Here is a 15,221-nt window from a genome sequence, read left to right as displayed (position 1 = left end):
CAATGCCAATGCAGCAGCTACAAAACGTAATTGAAACCGCTTTCGAGCGCCGTGCCAAAATCACTCCGGCAAATGCTGATACCGTCACTCGTGAAGCGGTAAACCAGGTCATCTCCCTGCTCGACAGCGGTGCGCTGCGCGTTGCCGAAAAAATTGATGGCCAGTGGGTTACCCACCAATGGCTGAAGAAAGCCGTTTTGCTTTCTTTCCGTATCAATGACAACCAGGTTATTGATGGTGCCGAAAGCCGCTACTTCGATAAAGTGCCGATGAAATTCGCCAACTATGACGAAGCACGCTTCCAGAAAGAAGGTTTCCGCGTTGTACCACCAGCGGCAGTTCGCCAGGGCGCATACATCGCGCGTAATACCGTTCTGATGCCTTCTTACGTCAACATCGGCGCATACGTTGATGAAGGCTCAATGGTTGATACCTGGGCAACAGTCGGTTCTTGTGCGCAGATAGGTAAAAACGTTCACCTGTCTGGTGGCGTAGGCATCGGTGGCGTTCTGGAGCCATTACAGGCTAACCCAACTATCATTGAAGATAACTGCTTCATTGGCGCGCGTTCAGAAGTTGTGGAAGGCGTTATCGTTGAAGAAGGTTCTGTGATTTCCATGGGCGTTTACATTGGTCAAAGCACGCGTATTTATGACCGTGAAACCGGCGAAGTGCATTACGGCCGCGTACCAGCAGGTTCCGTGGTTGTTTCCGGCAACTTGCCATCAAAAGATGGTAAATACAGCCTGTACTGTGCAGTTATCGTGAAAAAAGTCGACGCGAAAACCCGCGGCAAAGTTGGAATCAACGAGCTGCTTCGCACTATCGACTAATAAAATGTGCAAAAGGCGGGCTTCCCCGCCTTTTTAGCATTTAGGGCTAGCGGAAAAGGATTTTTCCGTTAATTATCTTGATATTGCTGATATCGAAAAAGGTAACACTATGTACGATAACTTGAAAAGTCTGGGTATTACCAATCCTGATGAGATCGATCGTTATAGCCTCCGGCAGGAAGCCAACAACGATATCCTGAAAATCTATTTCCAGAAGGATAAAGGCGAGTTTTTCGCTAAAAGCGTGAAGTTTAAATACCCACGCCAGCGCAAAACTGTCGTTGCCGATGGCGTCGGCCAGGGTTACAAAGAAGTGCAGGAAATCAGCCCGAATCTGCGCTATGTAATTGATGAATTAGATCAACTTTGCCAGCGAGATCGCACTGAAGTGGATCTGAAACGCAAAATTCTCGACGATCTTCGCCATCTGGAATCCGTAGTTGCTCACAAGATCAGTGAAATTGAATCCGATCTTGAAAAGTTAACCCGCGGTAAATAATGCAAAAGGGCCGGAATCTCCGGCCCTTTTATTATCTTTGCTCATCCAGTTGCAACGCCACATACAGCAGCAATCTATCGTCAAAATTCCCTAAATCTAAACCTGTTAATTCCGAAATACGGTTAAGTCGGTACTCGAGCGTATTACGATGAATAAACAATGCCTTAGACGTTGCCAGCGGCTGTACGTTATGGCGGAACCACGCGCTTAACGTTCGGCGCAGTAGCCCGTTGTTATCCATTGATTTCAGGCGAGCTAAAGGCCGCGCCAGTTCATTCGCCTGCCAGCCGCCCCGCAAACTATCCAGCAGCACTGGCAACATCAAATCCTGATAAAAATAACCCCTGCTTTCCGGCATACGCTGTTTGCCGACCATCATGGTAGTGCGAGCGGTTCGATACGAGCGCGCAATACTGCCAGGCCCGGTAAAATAGTTGCCCAGCGCGACGCGAAAGCGTAGCTGACCATTTTCTTTCATACGGTTGATTAGCTGCTCTACTCGCTTGCGGTGATCTTCTGCATCCCAACGGCCAAAGGGATTTAGCGCAGGTTTCAGCACCACCATTTCCGTTAACGACACAATGGCTATCAAATTATTCCGCTCAGGTGTCGTGAGTGCAGTTTGCAGCTGCTGTAACTCTTCCATAGCGCTTTCCACGCCAAGCTGCCCACTATCTACTTCCACAACGGCGACCACACGAGGTTGATTCAGATCGATACCCAAGCGTTGTGCCCATTCGCTCAACGCTGGCGTCTGTTCTTCGGCCTGAATCAAATTCATCACTAACTCTTCACGCAGACGAGTGTCTTGTGCCAGCAAGTGCATCAGACGAGATTGTTCAAGCATCATCTCCGCCGTCATACACACTAGCTCACCGTACTTACGCAGCGAGCCCGGCTCCCCTGTCAGACCGATAACACCGACAATTTCACCTTCGATGCGCAGTGGCAGGTTAATCCCCTGACGCACGCCGTGCAGATGCCGGGCCACGGCATCATCAATATCAACCACACGCCCCTGAGAGAGCACCAGCAATGCACCTTCGTGCAATTCACCAATACGTTCTTTATCACCGCTACCAATGATTCGCCCACGCGCATCCATCACGTTTATGTTGGTATCAATAATGGTCATGGTGCGCGCCACAATGTCCTGCGCCATTTTGGTATCAAGGTGCCAGCCAGCCATGTGTCCTCCTGAGTCGTGCTAATGGCCTAGCATAGGCGAGATGGATCGCCTCAGCATTGTGCGAATGCACAAAGCACCGATGAAGAGTATGGAGTTGTGGTAAGGCTCACAAAAAAGGGCCGCAATTTGCGGCCCTGATGGTTTAAGGAGAACTTAGTGCCAATTAATTACTGCATCAACAGATAGATGGTACTGTCGCCACGCTGAATATTAAGCGCCATTACAGACGGTTTGGTGTCCAGAATTTTGCGCAGTTCAGCGATGTTATTTACAACCTGCTGGTTAACACCAATGATAATGTCGCCTTTTTTCAGGCCAATACGTGCCGCAGGGCTATTGCCTTTTACGTTATTGACGATAACACCCTTCTCATCTTTACCGCTGCGGTTACTCATTTCAGCACCTTCGATACCAGTAAAGATGGTGGCTGAATCAACCTGAGTCTGGCTGCTTTGTTGCAGTTCCAGGTTTACTGAAACTGGTTTGCCATCACGCAACAGGCCAAGAGTCAGTTTGCTGCCGACTGGCATAGAACCCACTTCAGCGCGCAAGGCAGCGAAGCTGCTAATTGCTTTACCGTTCATGGAAACCACAACATCACCGGCTTTCACGCCCGCTTTCGCAGCAGAAGAGTTCGGCATAACCTGGCTGACGAATGCACCACGTTGCGCGTCAACTTTCATCGCTTTCGCTAACTCGGAGTTCAGCTCAGTCCCAAGGATACCCAGTTCGCCACGCTTAACTTGGCCGTATTGCACCATCTGCGCGGTCAGGTTTTTCACCATGTTGCTTGGGATAGCAAAACCGATACCGATGTTGCCACCGTCTGGTGCCAGAATCGCAGTATTAATCCCGATCAGCTCACCATTCAGGTTAACCAGTGCACCACCGGAGTTACCACGGTTGATTGCCGCATCGGTCTGGATAAAGTTCTCATAGTTTTCAATGTTCAGGCCACTACGACCCAAGGCTGAAACAATACCGGAGGTCACAGTTTCGCCCAGACCATATGGGTTACCGATAGCCACGGTGTAATCGCCAACGCGCAGTGCGTCGGAGTCAGCCATTTTTATCGCGGTCAGGTTTTTCGGATCCTGAAGTTGCAACAGTGCGATATCAGAACGTGGATCTTTACCGACCACTTTTGCTTCGAACTTACGTCCATCACTCAGGGAAACCTGAATTTTTGTTGCATTATCAACAACGTGGTTGTTTGTCACCACGTAGCCTTTAGCGGCGTCAATAATTACACCAGAACCCAGTGCTGCAAATTTCTGCTGCTGACCGCCGCCCTGAGGGCCTTGGTCAGCTGGTCCACCCTGGCAGAATGGAGAGCTCTGGAATGGAGAGCCTTCCTGACAGAATGGTGAATTATCACCAAAGAACTGCTGGAAGTTACGCCCCATACGCGGCGTATTAACAGTGGTGCTTCCCTCAACGTTAATACTCACTACGGAAGGCATCACTTTTTCCAGCATCGGCGCAAGGCTTGGCATAGGTTGCCCAGCGGTTGCAGGTACAGAAGAAGCGGTCTCTGCCGCAATTGCAGATACAGGACTCAGCGCCAAACCCAGGCTAAGAGCCAGCGCGCTCATTGCTAAAGTTGTTTTTTTCATCGATTTCAGTCTCAAGTTAATAAGTCACGCAAAATTGCTGTGTAGGCCAATATAGAGTGACAATTGAGGCGCTAAGTTCCGCCGATAAGTCACTGGAAAAAGTAAAAATTTATTGTCCGTCTTTACAAAACTCAATGAGCAACTTATTCCACCGCCATCAGGCGCCGATACTCATCCCATGCGAATAAGTCCGTCATTCCGCTGATATAATCCTGAATTAGGCGGCAGCGGTAATAATATTCCCATACCGGGAAATCACTGGCTGACGGCGTCAAATCACTGACTGCTTCAATATACGCAAGCCTATGTTTTGTCGATAATTTGTGGAACAATCGAGTTTCAATCGGCAGACGACGTAAACTTTCTTTCTCCACCAGTTCAGCAAAATCCTCAACTGATATATTGAGTAATGGACTGTAAATTTCAAGTAAGCCACTGATAACGCGATAACCTTGTAACTCAAGTTGCTCAACTTCTGGGTGACTAAATACATGTTTAAATGCAACCTGCTTATATAGCTCCAGCAGGCGTGCAAAGGGGCTGTCATCTTCTAGTAGTGCGTGATTGAACTCGCCACTAAATATATCGCTGATATTATCGATAAAACGTTGCGCGGCATAAGGCACCAACTGGTTTAGCGTGTTGACGCGCAAATACATAAAGAACTGATCTTCGGTACTGCGGCGCATCTGATTTGAACGGGATTTCTCCCAAGCCTCATCCACTACACGCTCAAAAAGATCGCCTTTGCTATGCTCGCCCCAGGCATCACATAAGTGCTGATAAAGTTGTTCAACGCTAAAAATCCGCTTCTCAACCGCATCTTCCAGATCCGCCACACAGTATGAAATATCGTCCGCAGCTTCCATTATCCATGTCAGCGGAAAACGGCTGTATTCTCCCAGTTCAAGCTCTGTACGCAAACGGGCAATGTACGACTCCTCAGAAAGATAGAAGCCTGGTTTTTTCATCAGATAAGCGTGGCTTTTCGGCGGCTCGCCAACAAACCAGGCCGGGCGCGTATATTTGAGAATGCAACCAACCTGCGCCCAGGTCAGATTCATACGCAATAGACTGTGTACCAGGCGAATGCCCTGCGCATTTCCTTCGAACTGACAAAGATCCTGGCGCACCTTGTGGCGCAAGCCATTCAGTTGATCTTCACCTTCACGCAGGCGTAAAGCTTCAACCCGGCAACGATCATCGCTGCGCGGCTGGCTTCCGGCATCTGTTGGGAACAAACGCTGGCGGAACCAGTCATTAATCGCCGACTCACCGAAATGACCAAACGGCGGGTTGCCGATGTCGTGCATCAGGCACGCCATTTCAACGATGCTTTCAAACGGTCCGGTCAGCTCATGCAGCCCAAAGCGCTCGAGATCCTGCTGCTCCTTCAGGCGGCTCAGCACTTCTTTGGCGATGTAACGTCCGACTTGCTGAACTTCCATCGAGTGAGTCAAACGTGTGCGAACAGAGGCATTACGCTCCAGAGGGAAAACTTGAGTTTTCTGCTGCAAACGGCGAATGGCAGGTGAGTTGACGATCCTCCCGCGATCGCTTTCAAAAATACGCAGAATTTCGTGTTCATTCTTCTGCCCTTCAGGAGAGCGGAAACGGCGGTGCCAATTAATTTTCTTACGGAAATCTATTTCACTCATGCCCTCTCCTGCGCCTTTTAACAGCGGATTAATTCCTTGATGCCAGCCATGATAGACTATGAAGGTAATTTAACACTTTAGCGAGAATCACTATGAAAGTAGGCATCATTGGTGCAATGGAAGAAGAAGTTACGCTGCTGCGTGACAAAATTGAAAACCGTCAGACTCTGAAGCTTGCAGGGTGTGAAATTTACACCGGCTCCCTGAATGGCGTTGAAGTAGCTTTGCTGAAATCAGGTATTGGCAAAGTCGCAGCTGCAATGGGTGCAACTCTCCTGCTTGAGCATTGCAAACCAGATGTAGTGATCAACACTGGTTCTGCGGGTGGTCTCGCATCGACGCTGAAAGTGGGCGATATCGTGGTTTCTGATGAAGTGCGTTACCACGACGCAGACGTAACGGCTTTTGGCTATGAATATGGCCAACTGCCAGGTTGCCCAGCAGGTTTTGCTGCTGACGCGAAACTGATTGCCGCGGCTGAAGAGTGCATTGCCGAGCTGAACCTGAACGCCGTGCGCGGTTTGGTTGTTAGTGGTGATGCGTTTATTAACGGTTCTGTGGCACTGGCAAAAATCCGCCATAACTTCCCACAGGCGGTTGCTGTGGAAATGGAAGCGACCGCTGTTGCGCACGTTTGCCATAACTTCGGTACCCCGTTTGTCGTGGTGCGCGCGATCTCTGATGTTGCCGATCAGCAATCCCATCTGAGCTTCGAAGAGTTCTTAGCTGTTGCGGCGAAGCAGTCCACGCTGATGGTTGAAAACCTGGTGCAGAAACTGGCTCGTGGTTAATAAGAACTTTTGGCGCGGCATCACCGCGCTTCTGTGTTGTCTCCCGGCGTGGCTTAATGCCGCGCCGCGGGTTATCTCATTATCGCCGAGCAATACTGAACTGGCATTTGCGGCTGGTATCACGCCAGTAGCGGTCAGCGCCTGGTCAGACTATCCGGAGGCCGCCAAAAAGCTTGAGCAAGTCTCAAACTGGCAGGGAATGAACCTTGAGCGCATCGTGGCGCTAAAACCTGATGTGGTTCTTGCCTGGCGCGGTGGAAATGCTGAGCGCCAGGTCAATCAACTAAAAGCATTGGGTATTAAAGTTGTCTGGCTTGATCCGGCAACGGTCGAAGGTGTGGTTGCGGCATTGCGTCAATTGAGCCAATACAGCCCGACACCCCAAACGGCCCACAACGCAGCAGATAAACTGGTAAAAGAGTTTGCCGATTTGAAAGCGCACTATTCTCAGCACCCGAAGAAAAAAGTGTTTCTCCAGTTCGGCCAGCAGCCGCTATTTACGTCAGGAAGTGGTTCGATTCAGAACGAAATTCTGGAAGTATGCACAGGGCAAAATATCTTCGCTGATAGCCGGGTTCCCTGGCCGCAAGTGAGCCGTGAGCAGGTGCTAAGCCGCCACCCGCAGGCTATTATTATCACCGGCGATGAAACGCAAATCCCTCCGGTTGAACAATTCTGGAATACCCAGCTAAAAATTCCGGTTATTGCAGTGAATGATGACTGGTTTAGTCGCTCAGGCCCACGTATTATCCTCGCCGCAAAACAGCTCTGTGAGGAGCTGGCAGAAAAATAACCTTTTTTATGAGGATAACACCCACATGCTCGTCTATTGGCTGGACATCATTGGCACAGCCGTCTTTGCAATATCCGGCGTACTGCTGGCAGGTAAGCTACGTATGGACCCGTTTGGTGTTCTGGTTCTTGGCGTAGTGACCGCAGTTGGCGGCGGAACTATTCGCGATATGGCACTGGATAATGGCCCGGTATTTTGGGTTAAAGACCCAACCGACTTAGTGGTCGCAATGGTCACCTGTATGCTAACTATTGTGTTGATTCGACAACCGCGTCGGCTACCAAAATGGATTTTGCCAGTGCTTGATGCCGTCGGGCTTGCGGTGTTTGTGGGTATTGGGGTGAATAAAGCGTTTCTGGCTGGCACCAGCCCACTGATTGCCATCTGCATGGGCGTGTTGACCGGTGTTGGCGGTGGGATTATTCGTGATGTTTTAGCGCGTGAAATCCCGATGATCCTGCGTACCGAAATTTACGCCACGGCGTGTATTGCAGGCGGGATTGTGCATGCCACTGCGTATTACACCTTCCACGTTCCACTGGAACAGGCGAGTATGATTGGCATGGTCGTCACCCTCGCAATCCGTCTGGCGGCCATTCGTTGGCATCTCAAATTGCCGACGTTTGCACTCGATGATAGACAATAGAGAATAAAAAAGCCGGATGACGCTTTCGCTTATCCGGCCTACAAGAATTTTTATAACTAACCATTTAAACCGAATAATTCGAGTTGCAGAAAGTCGACAAAGTCGTAAGTCCCCAGGAACATAGATAACTATGTGACTGGGGCGAACGGGTGCAGTCGACGCATCTGCAGCTTGAAGTATGAAGGTTTAAACGCTGAAGGAGGAACCACACCCGCAGGTGCTTTTCGCATTCGGGTTGGTCACCACAAAGCGTGAACCTTCCAGACCTTCAGTGTAATCCACCGCACCGCCTACCAGATATTGCAGGCTCATTGGGTCAACTACCAGCGCAACGCCTTGCTTCTCGATAGTCATATCGCCGTCGTTAATCTGATCGTCAAAGGTAAAACCATACTGGAAACCACTGCAACCACCACCGGTGATGTAAACGCGCAGTTTCAAATTCGGGTTCTCTTCATCCGCGATCAGGTTTTTTACTTTATTGGCTGCTGCTTCGGTAAACTGCAACGGCAGAACTGCTACGTCATCACTCATCATTTGCTCCCAACGAAATAAGAAGTCGGGTAAAGTTTAACCCAGCCTTTGGGGGTCATTATCTAATACCCGAGTAAATCGTTCAAGTATTCTCCCCGGCAGGGGTTTGCTGCTCTTTCGCCCGCTGTTCGGCTTCTTGTTTTGCCAACGTGCGCTCAAGAATCGAGGAGTATAGCGGCTTTCCGCCGAGAAATTGTGCCAATAGTGTCGCGCCAAGGCAGGTAATAATCATTGGCAGAATGAGCTGATAATTGTCAGTCATTTCCAGAACCAACACAATCCCGGTCAATGGCGCACGTACCGATGCGGCAAACAACGCTCCCATTCCGGCGATGGCAAATGTCCCAACTTCAAGATGATAGGCCGGGAACCAGGCCGCACTCGCTATACCAAATGCAGTGCCAAGCAATGTGCCCAGAGCGAGCATTGGCGCAAAAATCCCGCCAGGCGCACCGGATGCAAAACATAGCAACGTGGTAATCACTCGAGCAATAAAGATAAACAGCAGCATGCCAAGGGTGTAATTTCCTGCGGCAGCAATGGGGATCAGATTAAAACCGCCACCAGCCGCTGCGGGTTGAATAAGACCAAGGATCCCGCAAATACCGCCCAGCAAGCCACCAATAATCACCCATTTTTTCAGATTGCCACCGTGAAGGCGCTGGAACATATCCTGAGTGCGGAACACCATCGCGTTAAAGAACACGCCGACGATGCCAAATACCATCCCCAACACCAGATACAACCACAGCGTGTTAACCGGCGCGTTAGCCAGTTTCCCGACTTCGATAACCGCATTTTCACCGTTAAAAATACGGAACACCACGCTCGACATAATCACGCCGATAAACACGGCCTTTATCGAAATAAGGTTGTAGCGAAATTGCGGGCGCATCTCTTCAATGATGAACAGAATCCCCGCCAATGGGGCGTTAAATGCAGCGGATAAACCCGCAGCCGCACCGGTCGCTAACAGTGAATGGCGAGCTTCAGCACCACGCAGGCGGAAAATATCCAGCACCATGCGGCCGATATTACCACCCAATTGCACCGTTGGCCCTTCGCGTCCGAGCACCATGCCAGCACCAAGTGTTCCCATGCCACCGATAAATTTAACCGGGATGACACGCCACCAGCGCACCGGACGCAACTCTTCCAGTGCCCCTTCAATTTCGGGAATACCAGAGCCCCCTGCTTCCGGCGCATAACGGCGCACCAGATAGTAGCCAATCATTGCCAGAAGCATTGAACTGATGAATGCCAGCGGCCAGACAATAAGGCTGTAATCAGCTACATGAGCCAGCATTGCCAGGCGATTTTGTTGAACCCAGGTGACCGCTTTTTCAAAAGCGACACCCACCAAACCGGCTAACGTCCCTACTATCGCGGCCATGAAAAGAATAGCGACGGGAGTTTTATCCTGTCGAATTAGGCGACGCACCATGTCGCCCCTGCGTAAGCGCACAACCTGCTGTGCTTCAAAAGAGGGGTGGGAGTGATTCATTAGGCTAATCATTTATTGGTAATACAAATCGAGGGGGCATTCTACTCTCTCGACGCGATTGGGCAAAACTTTCATAACTTCGAGAGTTTCCCTTAGAATAGCGTGTTGCCACTATTTCCACGAATCAATGAATTTGGAGCCGATTCATGAGTAAGTCTGAAAACCTGTACGCTGCCGCACGTAAAGTCATTCCTGGTGGAGTGAACTCGCCGGTGCGTGCTTTTACTGGCGTCGGCGGTGTGCCGCTGTTTATCGAACGCGCTGACGGGGCTTACCTGTATGACGCTGACGGCAAAGCCTATATCGATTATGTTGGCTCATGGGGGCCAATGGTTCTCGGCCACAATCACCCGGCAATTCGCAATGCCGTGATTGAAGCGGTTGAGCGCGGTTTAAGCTTTGGTGCGCCAACTGAGATGGAAGTGAAAATGGCGGAGCTGGTGACCGAACTGGTTCCGACCATGGATATGGTGCGCATGGTAAACTCCGGCACTGAAGCCACCATGAGCGCGATTCGCCTGGCGCGTGGTTTCACGGGTCGCGATAAAATCATCAAGTTCGAAGGTTGCTACCACGGTCACGCCGACTGCCTGTTAGTGAAAGCTGGTTCTGGTGCGCTAACTCTCGGCCAGCCAAATTCGCCAGGTGTGCCAGCTGATTTCGCCAAACACACCCTCACCTGCACCTATAACGATCTGGCTTCCGTTCGCGCCGCGTTCGAGCAATATCCGCAAGATATTGCCTGCATTATCGTTGAACCCGTTGCAGGTAACATGAATTGCATCCCACCAAACGATGACTTCCTGCCAGGCCTGCGTGCGCTGTGCGACGAGTTTGGTGCACTGTTTATTATCGACGAAGTCATGACCGGGTTCCGTGTTGCACTGGCGGGCGCACAGTCTTACTACGGTGTGGAGCCTGACTTAACTTGTCTGGGCAAAATCATCGGTGGTGGTATGCCGGTAGGTGCATTCGGCGGCCGCCGTGAAATCATGGATGCGCTGGCACCAACTGGCCCGGTTTATCAGGCGGGTACGCTTTCTGGTAACCCAATTGCGATGGCCGCAGGCTACGCTTGCCTGACTGAAGTCGCGCAACCGGGCGTTCACCAGACATTGACTGAACTGACCGAAATGCTGGCAAACGGTTTGCTGCATGCAGCTAAAGAAGAAAACATTCCATTGGTCGTGAACAATGTGGGTGGCATGTTTGGTTTGTTCTTCACTGATGCGGAATCTGTAACCTGCTACCAGGACGTGATGGCGTGTGACGTCGAGCGCTTTAAGAAGTTCTTCCACCTGATGCTGGAAGAAGGTGTTTACCTGGCACCATCTGCGTTTGAAGCAGGCTTTATGTCAGTTGCGCATTCGAAAGAAGATATTCAGAAGACTATCGACGCTGCGCGTCGGGTGTTTGCGAAGCTGTAATATTTACGCCCTCTTCTGTGAAGAGGGCGTGTTAATCACCGCGTCTGCTTACGCAGCAAATAGATGAAATAAGGCGCGCCGATAAAGGTCGCCAGTAAGCCCGCAGGCACCTGATCCGGGAACAGGATCATTCTTCCGCACCAGTCCGCCGCAACCATCAGCATCCCACCTAATAACGCCGATATTATCAGCTGCGGCATCGCACGCCGGAAACCGAGCATACGCGCGATATGCGGTGCCATTAAGCCAACAAAACTGAGTGGGCCGACGGTCATCGTTGCCGCCGCGGTTAAGGTTGCAGCGAGCAAAAGCAGCGCAAAGCGTGATGGCGTCAGCGCCATGCCGATTGCCCGTGCGGTCGCTCCGCCTAGCGGAAGTATCATCAACCAACGGCGACACAGCGGCGTCAGGGCAAAAAGAATCACCATTAGAATAAGCGTTCTGACGGCTTGATCGCCGGTAACGTTATAGGTTGAACCAGAAATCCACGTCAGAATCCCCGCCATACGTGGATCGCCACTCGCCATCAGCAACATCAACAACATGGTAAATGCGGTACTCAGTGCCATCCCGGCGAGTAACATGCGTTGCGGGGAAAAACCGCCACGACTGGCTGTGATCATAATCACCAACAGCGTTACAGCTGCACCCAGGCTACCTGCCGGGAACAACCAACCGAATGCATTTCCAGGTACGATAAACAACATCACCACCACGCCGAATGCCGCACCAGAGCTGATACCTAACACTTCTGGGCTTGCCATCGCATTACCGGTCAGTCGTTGGATAACGCTGCCAGCAACCGCCAGCATCATACCTGCAGTCAGTGCTGCTAATACACGCGGCCAGCGCCACTGTAATAACTCATGGAATAACGAACCGCTTACCCAGTTCCAGCCATACGCATCGCGTCCAAGCGTTAGCGCAGTGACAAGAACCAAGGCTAACACACCGCTACCGACTAACACCCACCATGTCAGATGCTGGCGCTCACTCGGAACGTTATCGCCCTGGTTCATCGCTGGCGTGCCAACAGTACGCAAGCGTGGCAGCAGCCACAGCAATAATGGTGCTCCAATAAGAGCGGTCACCGTACCGGTAGAGATCTCACGCCACACGCTGGTAAGCCAGATAACGGATTGATCTGACAACCATAAAATCAATGCACCGATGATTGGCGCAAGGAACAAACGCGCAACCAGGCGACGAGCACCGAGCATTTTCGCCAACAGAGGCGCGAACAGGCCGATAAAGCCGATAATCCCAACTGCATTAACCAACAGCGCACTGATGGCAATCGCCAGTACCAGCGTTGCGAGGCGCACCATGGAAAGTGCCAGCCCAAGGTTACGCGCCACACCATCGTCGAGGCCCATCAATGTTAGTGGGCGCAACAGCAGCAGTGTTAACAGCAAACCACCCACCAGACGAGGCCAGAGGCCGTTGACGATGTCCCAGTCTTGTTGGTTTAACGAGCCAGTGCTCCACAGGAACATGTTCTGCAACTGGTCGTGATGGAAAATAGCCAGCAGCTGGTTTACTGCTCCGCAGTAAAGGCTCAGCACTAACCCTGCGAGGATCAGCGTGACCGGAGATAACCGCTTGCCCCAGGCGACGCCAAACACCAGTAGCCCCACAACGCCTGCCCCTACAAGAGCGGCAAACTGTTGTGTGGCAAACCCGCCGGGCAATGCCCACAGTGTGGCAACCGTGATACCAAGTTGCGCGCCACTTGCCACACCAAGCGTAGTCGGCTCTGCAAGCGGGTTTCGTAACACTTGCTGGAATAACACGCCCACTAATCCAAGCCCTGCCCCAACTAACAAAGAGATGGCAAGGCGCGGCAGTAAACTGTAGTGGAATAACATCTGATTGATGTCATCAATATTGGGCTGCCACCAGGCCGCACTCCACTGCGCAGAAGGCAATTGTGCGTTCAGGTTGTGTAGCGTCAGCGCACAGGCAATAACAAACAGCAGAGATAAAAGCAGCGCGGGGAGCAAAACATAACGATGTTTCACGTCTGGCTCCCTATGGCTTTAGCAAGCGTAGTGGTGAAATTCATAGCGGAAAGTGTCGCGCCGTAAAGCCATACTGGCGGGACGCGTTGGAAGCGGTTTTGACGAACAAAAGGCATCGAGTTCCACAATGGCGTTGCGGTTACACGGGCCATTTCAGCATCGTTATTATGATCAAAGCAGATAACATCGGCGTCTTTGACTTCGGCTAAGCGCTCAAGGCCAACGACTGCGCTGCCCCAGAAGTTGGTTTCACCTGCCCACGCGTTTTTCACGCCTAGCAACTCCATCACCTGTTGGAACAGACTGTTTTTGCCAATAACCAGCGCGTGGCGGGAATCTAACAATGTCATCAGCAAGACGGGCTTATCCCCGCGGGAAGCAAAGCGGGGTTTCATCTGCTCGATAAATTGATCAAATTTCAGCAGGTGATCGCGTGCTTCCTGCTGCATACCTAATTTTTCGCCCAGTTCTGCCAATGACTGGCGAGCAACGGTCAGCGGTTTCCCGGAACCATCGTTGAAACTAAAACCCAGTCCCGGTGCGATACGCGCTAACTTTTCCGGTGATGGGCCGTAGCCGGCAGAATAGAGAATCAGAGACGGTTTTAACTGTGTCAGAAGTTCAAGATTTGGTTCGGTGCGTAAACCCACTTCAATTATGCCATCGGGCAGTTTCGGCTCGCCGACCCAGGCTTTGTAATTGGTGGTATCCGCCATCGCGTAAGGCGTTATCCCCAACGCCAACATCAGTTCCACCGGTAACCATTCCAGAGCAACAATGCGCTGAGGATCTATTGAGGCCGCATGTACATTGCCCATTTTGAGCAATAACGGTGAGAGCGCCAGTGCTGCGAGTAACTGCCGACGACTCAGTAATGGGTTAATCAGCTCACTCATCAGTAGACAAAGCTCACCGGAGCAGCACCCGCCGGATGCGGCAGAATGCCCATCGGGATGCCGTAAATCTGTTCCAGCGTTTCACTTTGCATCAGTTCTGCAGGAGAACCCTGCGCAATCATTTCACCACCACGCAATGCAACAAGATGATCGCAGTAGCGAGCCGCCATATTGATATCGTGCAAAACGGCAATTACCGTCAGACCGCGTTCCTGACTAAGACGATGTATCAGTGCCAGCACATCAACCTGATGAGCAATATCCAGCGCCGAAGTCGGTTCATCCAATAACAGGCAGCGACTATCTTGCGCCACCAGCATGGCAATCCACGCACGCTGGCGTTCACCACCGGAAAGGCTGTCTACCAGACGATGAGCAAAAGGTTTCAATCCAACTAAAGAGATAGCTTCTTCAACCAGTTCTCTGTCCGCCACGCCAAAACGACCAAGCGCACCGTGCCACGGATAGCGACCAATCGCCACCAGCTCACGTACAGTCATCCCTTCAGCCGCCGGGAGTTGCTGCGGTAAATATGCGACTTTGCGCGCAAATTCCTTACTGCTCCAGCTATCCAATGGTTGATTGTTAAGACTGATTTCCCCATCAGAGGACTTCTGATGGCGGCCAAGCATTTTCAGCAGTGTCGATTTGCCCGAGCCGTTGTGTCCAATCAGGCCGGTGACTTTTCCGACAGGAAAGGTCATCGACAGAGAATGGAGAAGCGTGCGACCGGGTACGCGGAAGGTAACGTCAGTGAGGCTAAACGTGGTATCGGGATGAACGAGTTTGTCCTGCATGGCAGCCATCTTTGTTG

14 protein-coding genes are annotated in these 15,221 nt (G+C 51.3%); 6 read left to right on the top strand and 8 right to left on the bottom strand.

All coding sequences use genetic code 11. The features are described from left to right. The first annotated feature begins 8 nt into the window (after positions 1–8). Both dapD and GC128_RS15055 read left to right on the top strand, forming a co-directional pair. A complete protein-coding gene (gene dapD / locus GC128_RS15060) occupies positions 9–833 on the top strand; it encodes a 2,3,4,5-tetrahydropyridine-2,6-dicarboxylate N-succinyltransferase (RefSeq protein ID WP_151995023.1) in 825 nt (274 codons plus the stop codon). Positions 834–942: 109 nt separating this feature from the next. Further along, entirely contained in the window at positions 943–1,332 is a 390-nt protein-coding gene (locus GC128_RS15055) for a DUF3461 family protein (protein ID WP_034460862.1), read from the top strand. 31 nt (positions 1,333–1,363) lie between these two features. On the opposite strand, the gene GC128_RS15050 is transcribed toward GC128_RS15055, so the two are convergent. The 3 genes from GC128_RS15050 to dgt all read right to left on the bottom strand — a co-directional run bounded on the left by GC128_RS15050 (position 1,364) and on the right by dgt (position 5,795). Beyond that, entirely contained in the window at positions 1,364–2,521 is a 1,158-nt protein-coding gene (locus GC128_RS15050; protein WP_034460863.1) for a CdaR family transcriptional regulator, read from the bottom strand. 167 nt (positions 2,522–2,688) lie between these two features. Continuing rightward, positions 2,689–4,137 carry a serine endoprotease DegP gene (gene degP, locus GC128_RS15045; RefSeq protein WP_134186992.1) on the bottom strand — a complete coding sequence of 483 codons (1,449 nt, stop codon included), beginning with the start codon at positions 4,135–4,137 and terminating at the stop codon, positions 2,689–2,691. A gap of 143 nt (positions 4,138–4,280) precedes the next feature. Continuing rightward, a complete protein-coding gene (dgt, locus tag GC128_RS15040; RefSeq protein WP_151994996.1) occupies positions 4,281–5,795 on the bottom strand; it encodes a dGTPase in 1,515 nt (504 codons plus the stop codon). Positions 5,796–5,887: 92 nt separating this feature from the next. Here dgt and mtnN point away from each other — a divergent pair, with 92 nt between their 5' ends. The 3 genes from mtnN to GC128_RS15025 are packed head-to-tail and all read left to right on the top strand — an operon-like array spanning position 5,888 to position 8,025. Then, entirely contained in the window at positions 5,888–6,586 is a 699-nt protein-coding gene (gene mtnN / locus GC128_RS15035) for a 5'-methylthioadenosine/S-adenosylhomocysteine nucleosidase (RefSeq protein ID WP_151994995.1), read from the top strand. Then, positions 6,579–7,379: a vitamin B12 ABC transporter substrate-binding protein BtuF gene (gene btuF, locus GC128_RS15030; RefSeq protein WP_193216267.1), complete on the top strand. Its 801-nt coding sequence runs from the start codon at positions 6,579–6,581 to the stop codon at positions 7,377–7,379. Before mtnN ends, btuF begins: the two co-directional genes overlap by 8 nt. A 25-nt stretch (positions 7,380–7,404) precedes the next feature. Next, positions 7,405–8,025 carry a TRIC cation channel family protein gene (locus GC128_RS15025; RefSeq protein WP_151994993.1) on the top strand — a complete coding sequence of 207 codons (621 nt, stop codon included), beginning with the start codon at positions 7,405–7,407 and terminating at the stop codon, positions 8,023–8,025. A gap of 186 nt (positions 8,026–8,211) precedes the next feature. Here the strand turns inward: GC128_RS15025 and erpA are convergent, their stop codons facing one another. Continuing rightward, entirely contained in the window at positions 8,212–8,559 is a 348-nt protein-coding gene (gene erpA / locus GC128_RS15020; RefSeq protein WP_034460870.1) for an iron-sulfur cluster insertion protein ErpA, read from the bottom strand. Between the two features lie 82 nt (positions 8,560–8,641). Then, on the bottom strand, positions 8,642–10,063 hold the full coding sequence (gene clcA, locus GC128_RS15015) for a H(+)/Cl(-) exchange transporter ClcA (protein WP_151994992.1): 1,422 nt from the start codon (positions 10,061–10,063) through the stop codon (positions 8,642–8,644). A 146-nt stretch (positions 10,064–10,209) separates the two neighbouring features. On the opposite strand from clcA, the gene hemL reads away from it, so the two are divergent. Next, positions 10,210–11,490, top strand: a complete 1,281-nt coding sequence (gene hemL / locus GC128_RS15010; protein WP_151994991.1) for a glutamate-1-semialdehyde 2,1-aminomutase — start codon at positions 10,210–10,212, stop codon at positions 11,488–11,490. 35 nt (positions 11,491–11,525) lie between these two features. Here the strand turns inward: hemL and fhuB are convergent, their stop codons facing one another. The 3 genes from fhuB to fhuC are packed head-to-tail and all read right to left on the bottom strand — an operon-like array spanning position 11,526 to position 15,204. Then, entirely contained in the window at positions 11,526–13,511 is a 1,986-nt protein-coding gene (gene fhuB, locus GC128_RS15005) for a Fe(3+)-hydroxamate ABC transporter permease FhuB (protein ID WP_151994990.1), read from the bottom strand. After that, entirely contained in the window at positions 13,508–14,407 is a 900-nt protein-coding gene (gene fhuD / locus GC128_RS15000; RefSeq protein WP_151994989.1) for a Fe(3+)-hydroxamate ABC transporter substrate-binding protein FhuD, read from the bottom strand. The genes fhuB and fhuD overlap by 4 nt, the downstream gene beginning before the upstream one ends. Beyond that, the gene (gene fhuC / locus GC128_RS14995; RefSeq protein ID WP_151994988.1) at positions 14,407–15,204 is read right to left on the bottom strand and encodes a Fe3+-hydroxamate ABC transporter ATP-binding protein FhuC; all 798 of its coding nucleotides are present in this window, start codon (positions 15,202–15,204) and stop codon (positions 14,407–14,409) included. The genes fhuD and fhuC overlap by 1 nt, the downstream gene beginning before the upstream one ends. Positions 15,205–15,221: the final 17 nt, after the last annotated feature.

Source organism: Buttiauxella massiliensis, from assembly GCF_902500225.1.
Taxonomy (GTDB): domain Bacteria; phylum Pseudomonadota; class Gammaproteobacteria; order Enterobacterales; family Enterobacteriaceae; genus Buttiauxella; species Buttiauxella massiliensis.
Note: the sequence above shows the minus strand (reverse complement) of the source record. Positions and strands in the feature narration are given on the sequence as shown.

Bases quoted from the DNA above. Each gene is read 5' to 3' on its own strand.
- dgt (WP_151994996.1), bottom strand. From the start codon at position 5,795: ATGAGTGAAATAGATTTCCGTAAGAAAATTAATTGGCACCGCCGTTTC.
- fhuD (WP_151994989.1), bottom strand. From the start codon at position 14,407: ATGAGTGAGCTGATTAACCCATTACTGAGTCGTCGGCAGTTACTCGCA.
- GC128_RS15025 (WP_151994993.1), top strand. From the start codon at position 7,405: ATGCTCGTCTATTGGCTGGACATCATTGGCACAGCCGTCTTTGCAATA.
- fhuC (WP_151994988.1), bottom strand. From the start codon at position 15,204: ATGCAGGACAAACTCGTTCATCCCGATACCACGTTTAGCCTCACTGAC.
- degP (WP_134186992.1), bottom strand. From the start codon at position 4,137: ATGAAAAAAACAACTTTAGCAATGAGCGCGCTGGCTCTTAGCCTGGGT.
- GC128_RS15050 (WP_034460863.1), bottom strand. From the start codon at position 2,521: ATGGCTGGCTGGCACCTTGATACCAAAATGGCGCAGGACATTGTGGCG.
- erpA (WP_034460870.1), bottom strand. From the start codon at position 8,559: ATGAGTGATGACGTAGCAGTTCTGCCGTTGCAGTTTACCGAAGCAGCA.
- mtnN (WP_151994995.1), top strand. From the start codon at position 5,888: ATGAAAGTAGGCATCATTGGTGCAATGGAAGAAGAAGTTACGCTGCTG.
- GC128_RS15055 (WP_034460862.1), top strand. From the start codon at position 943: ATGTACGATAACTTGAAAAGTCTGGGTATTACCAATCCTGATGAGATC.
- clcA (WP_151994992.1), bottom strand. From the start codon at position 10,063: ATGAATCACTCCCACCCCTCTTTTGAAGCACAGCAGGTTGTGCGCTTA.
- hemL (WP_151994991.1), top strand. From the start codon at position 10,210: ATGAGTAAGTCTGAAAACCTGTACGCTGCCGCACGTAAAGTCATTCCT.
- dapD (WP_151995023.1), top strand. From the start codon at position 9: ATGCAGCAGCTACAAAACGTAATTGAAACCGCTTTCGAGCGCCGTGCC.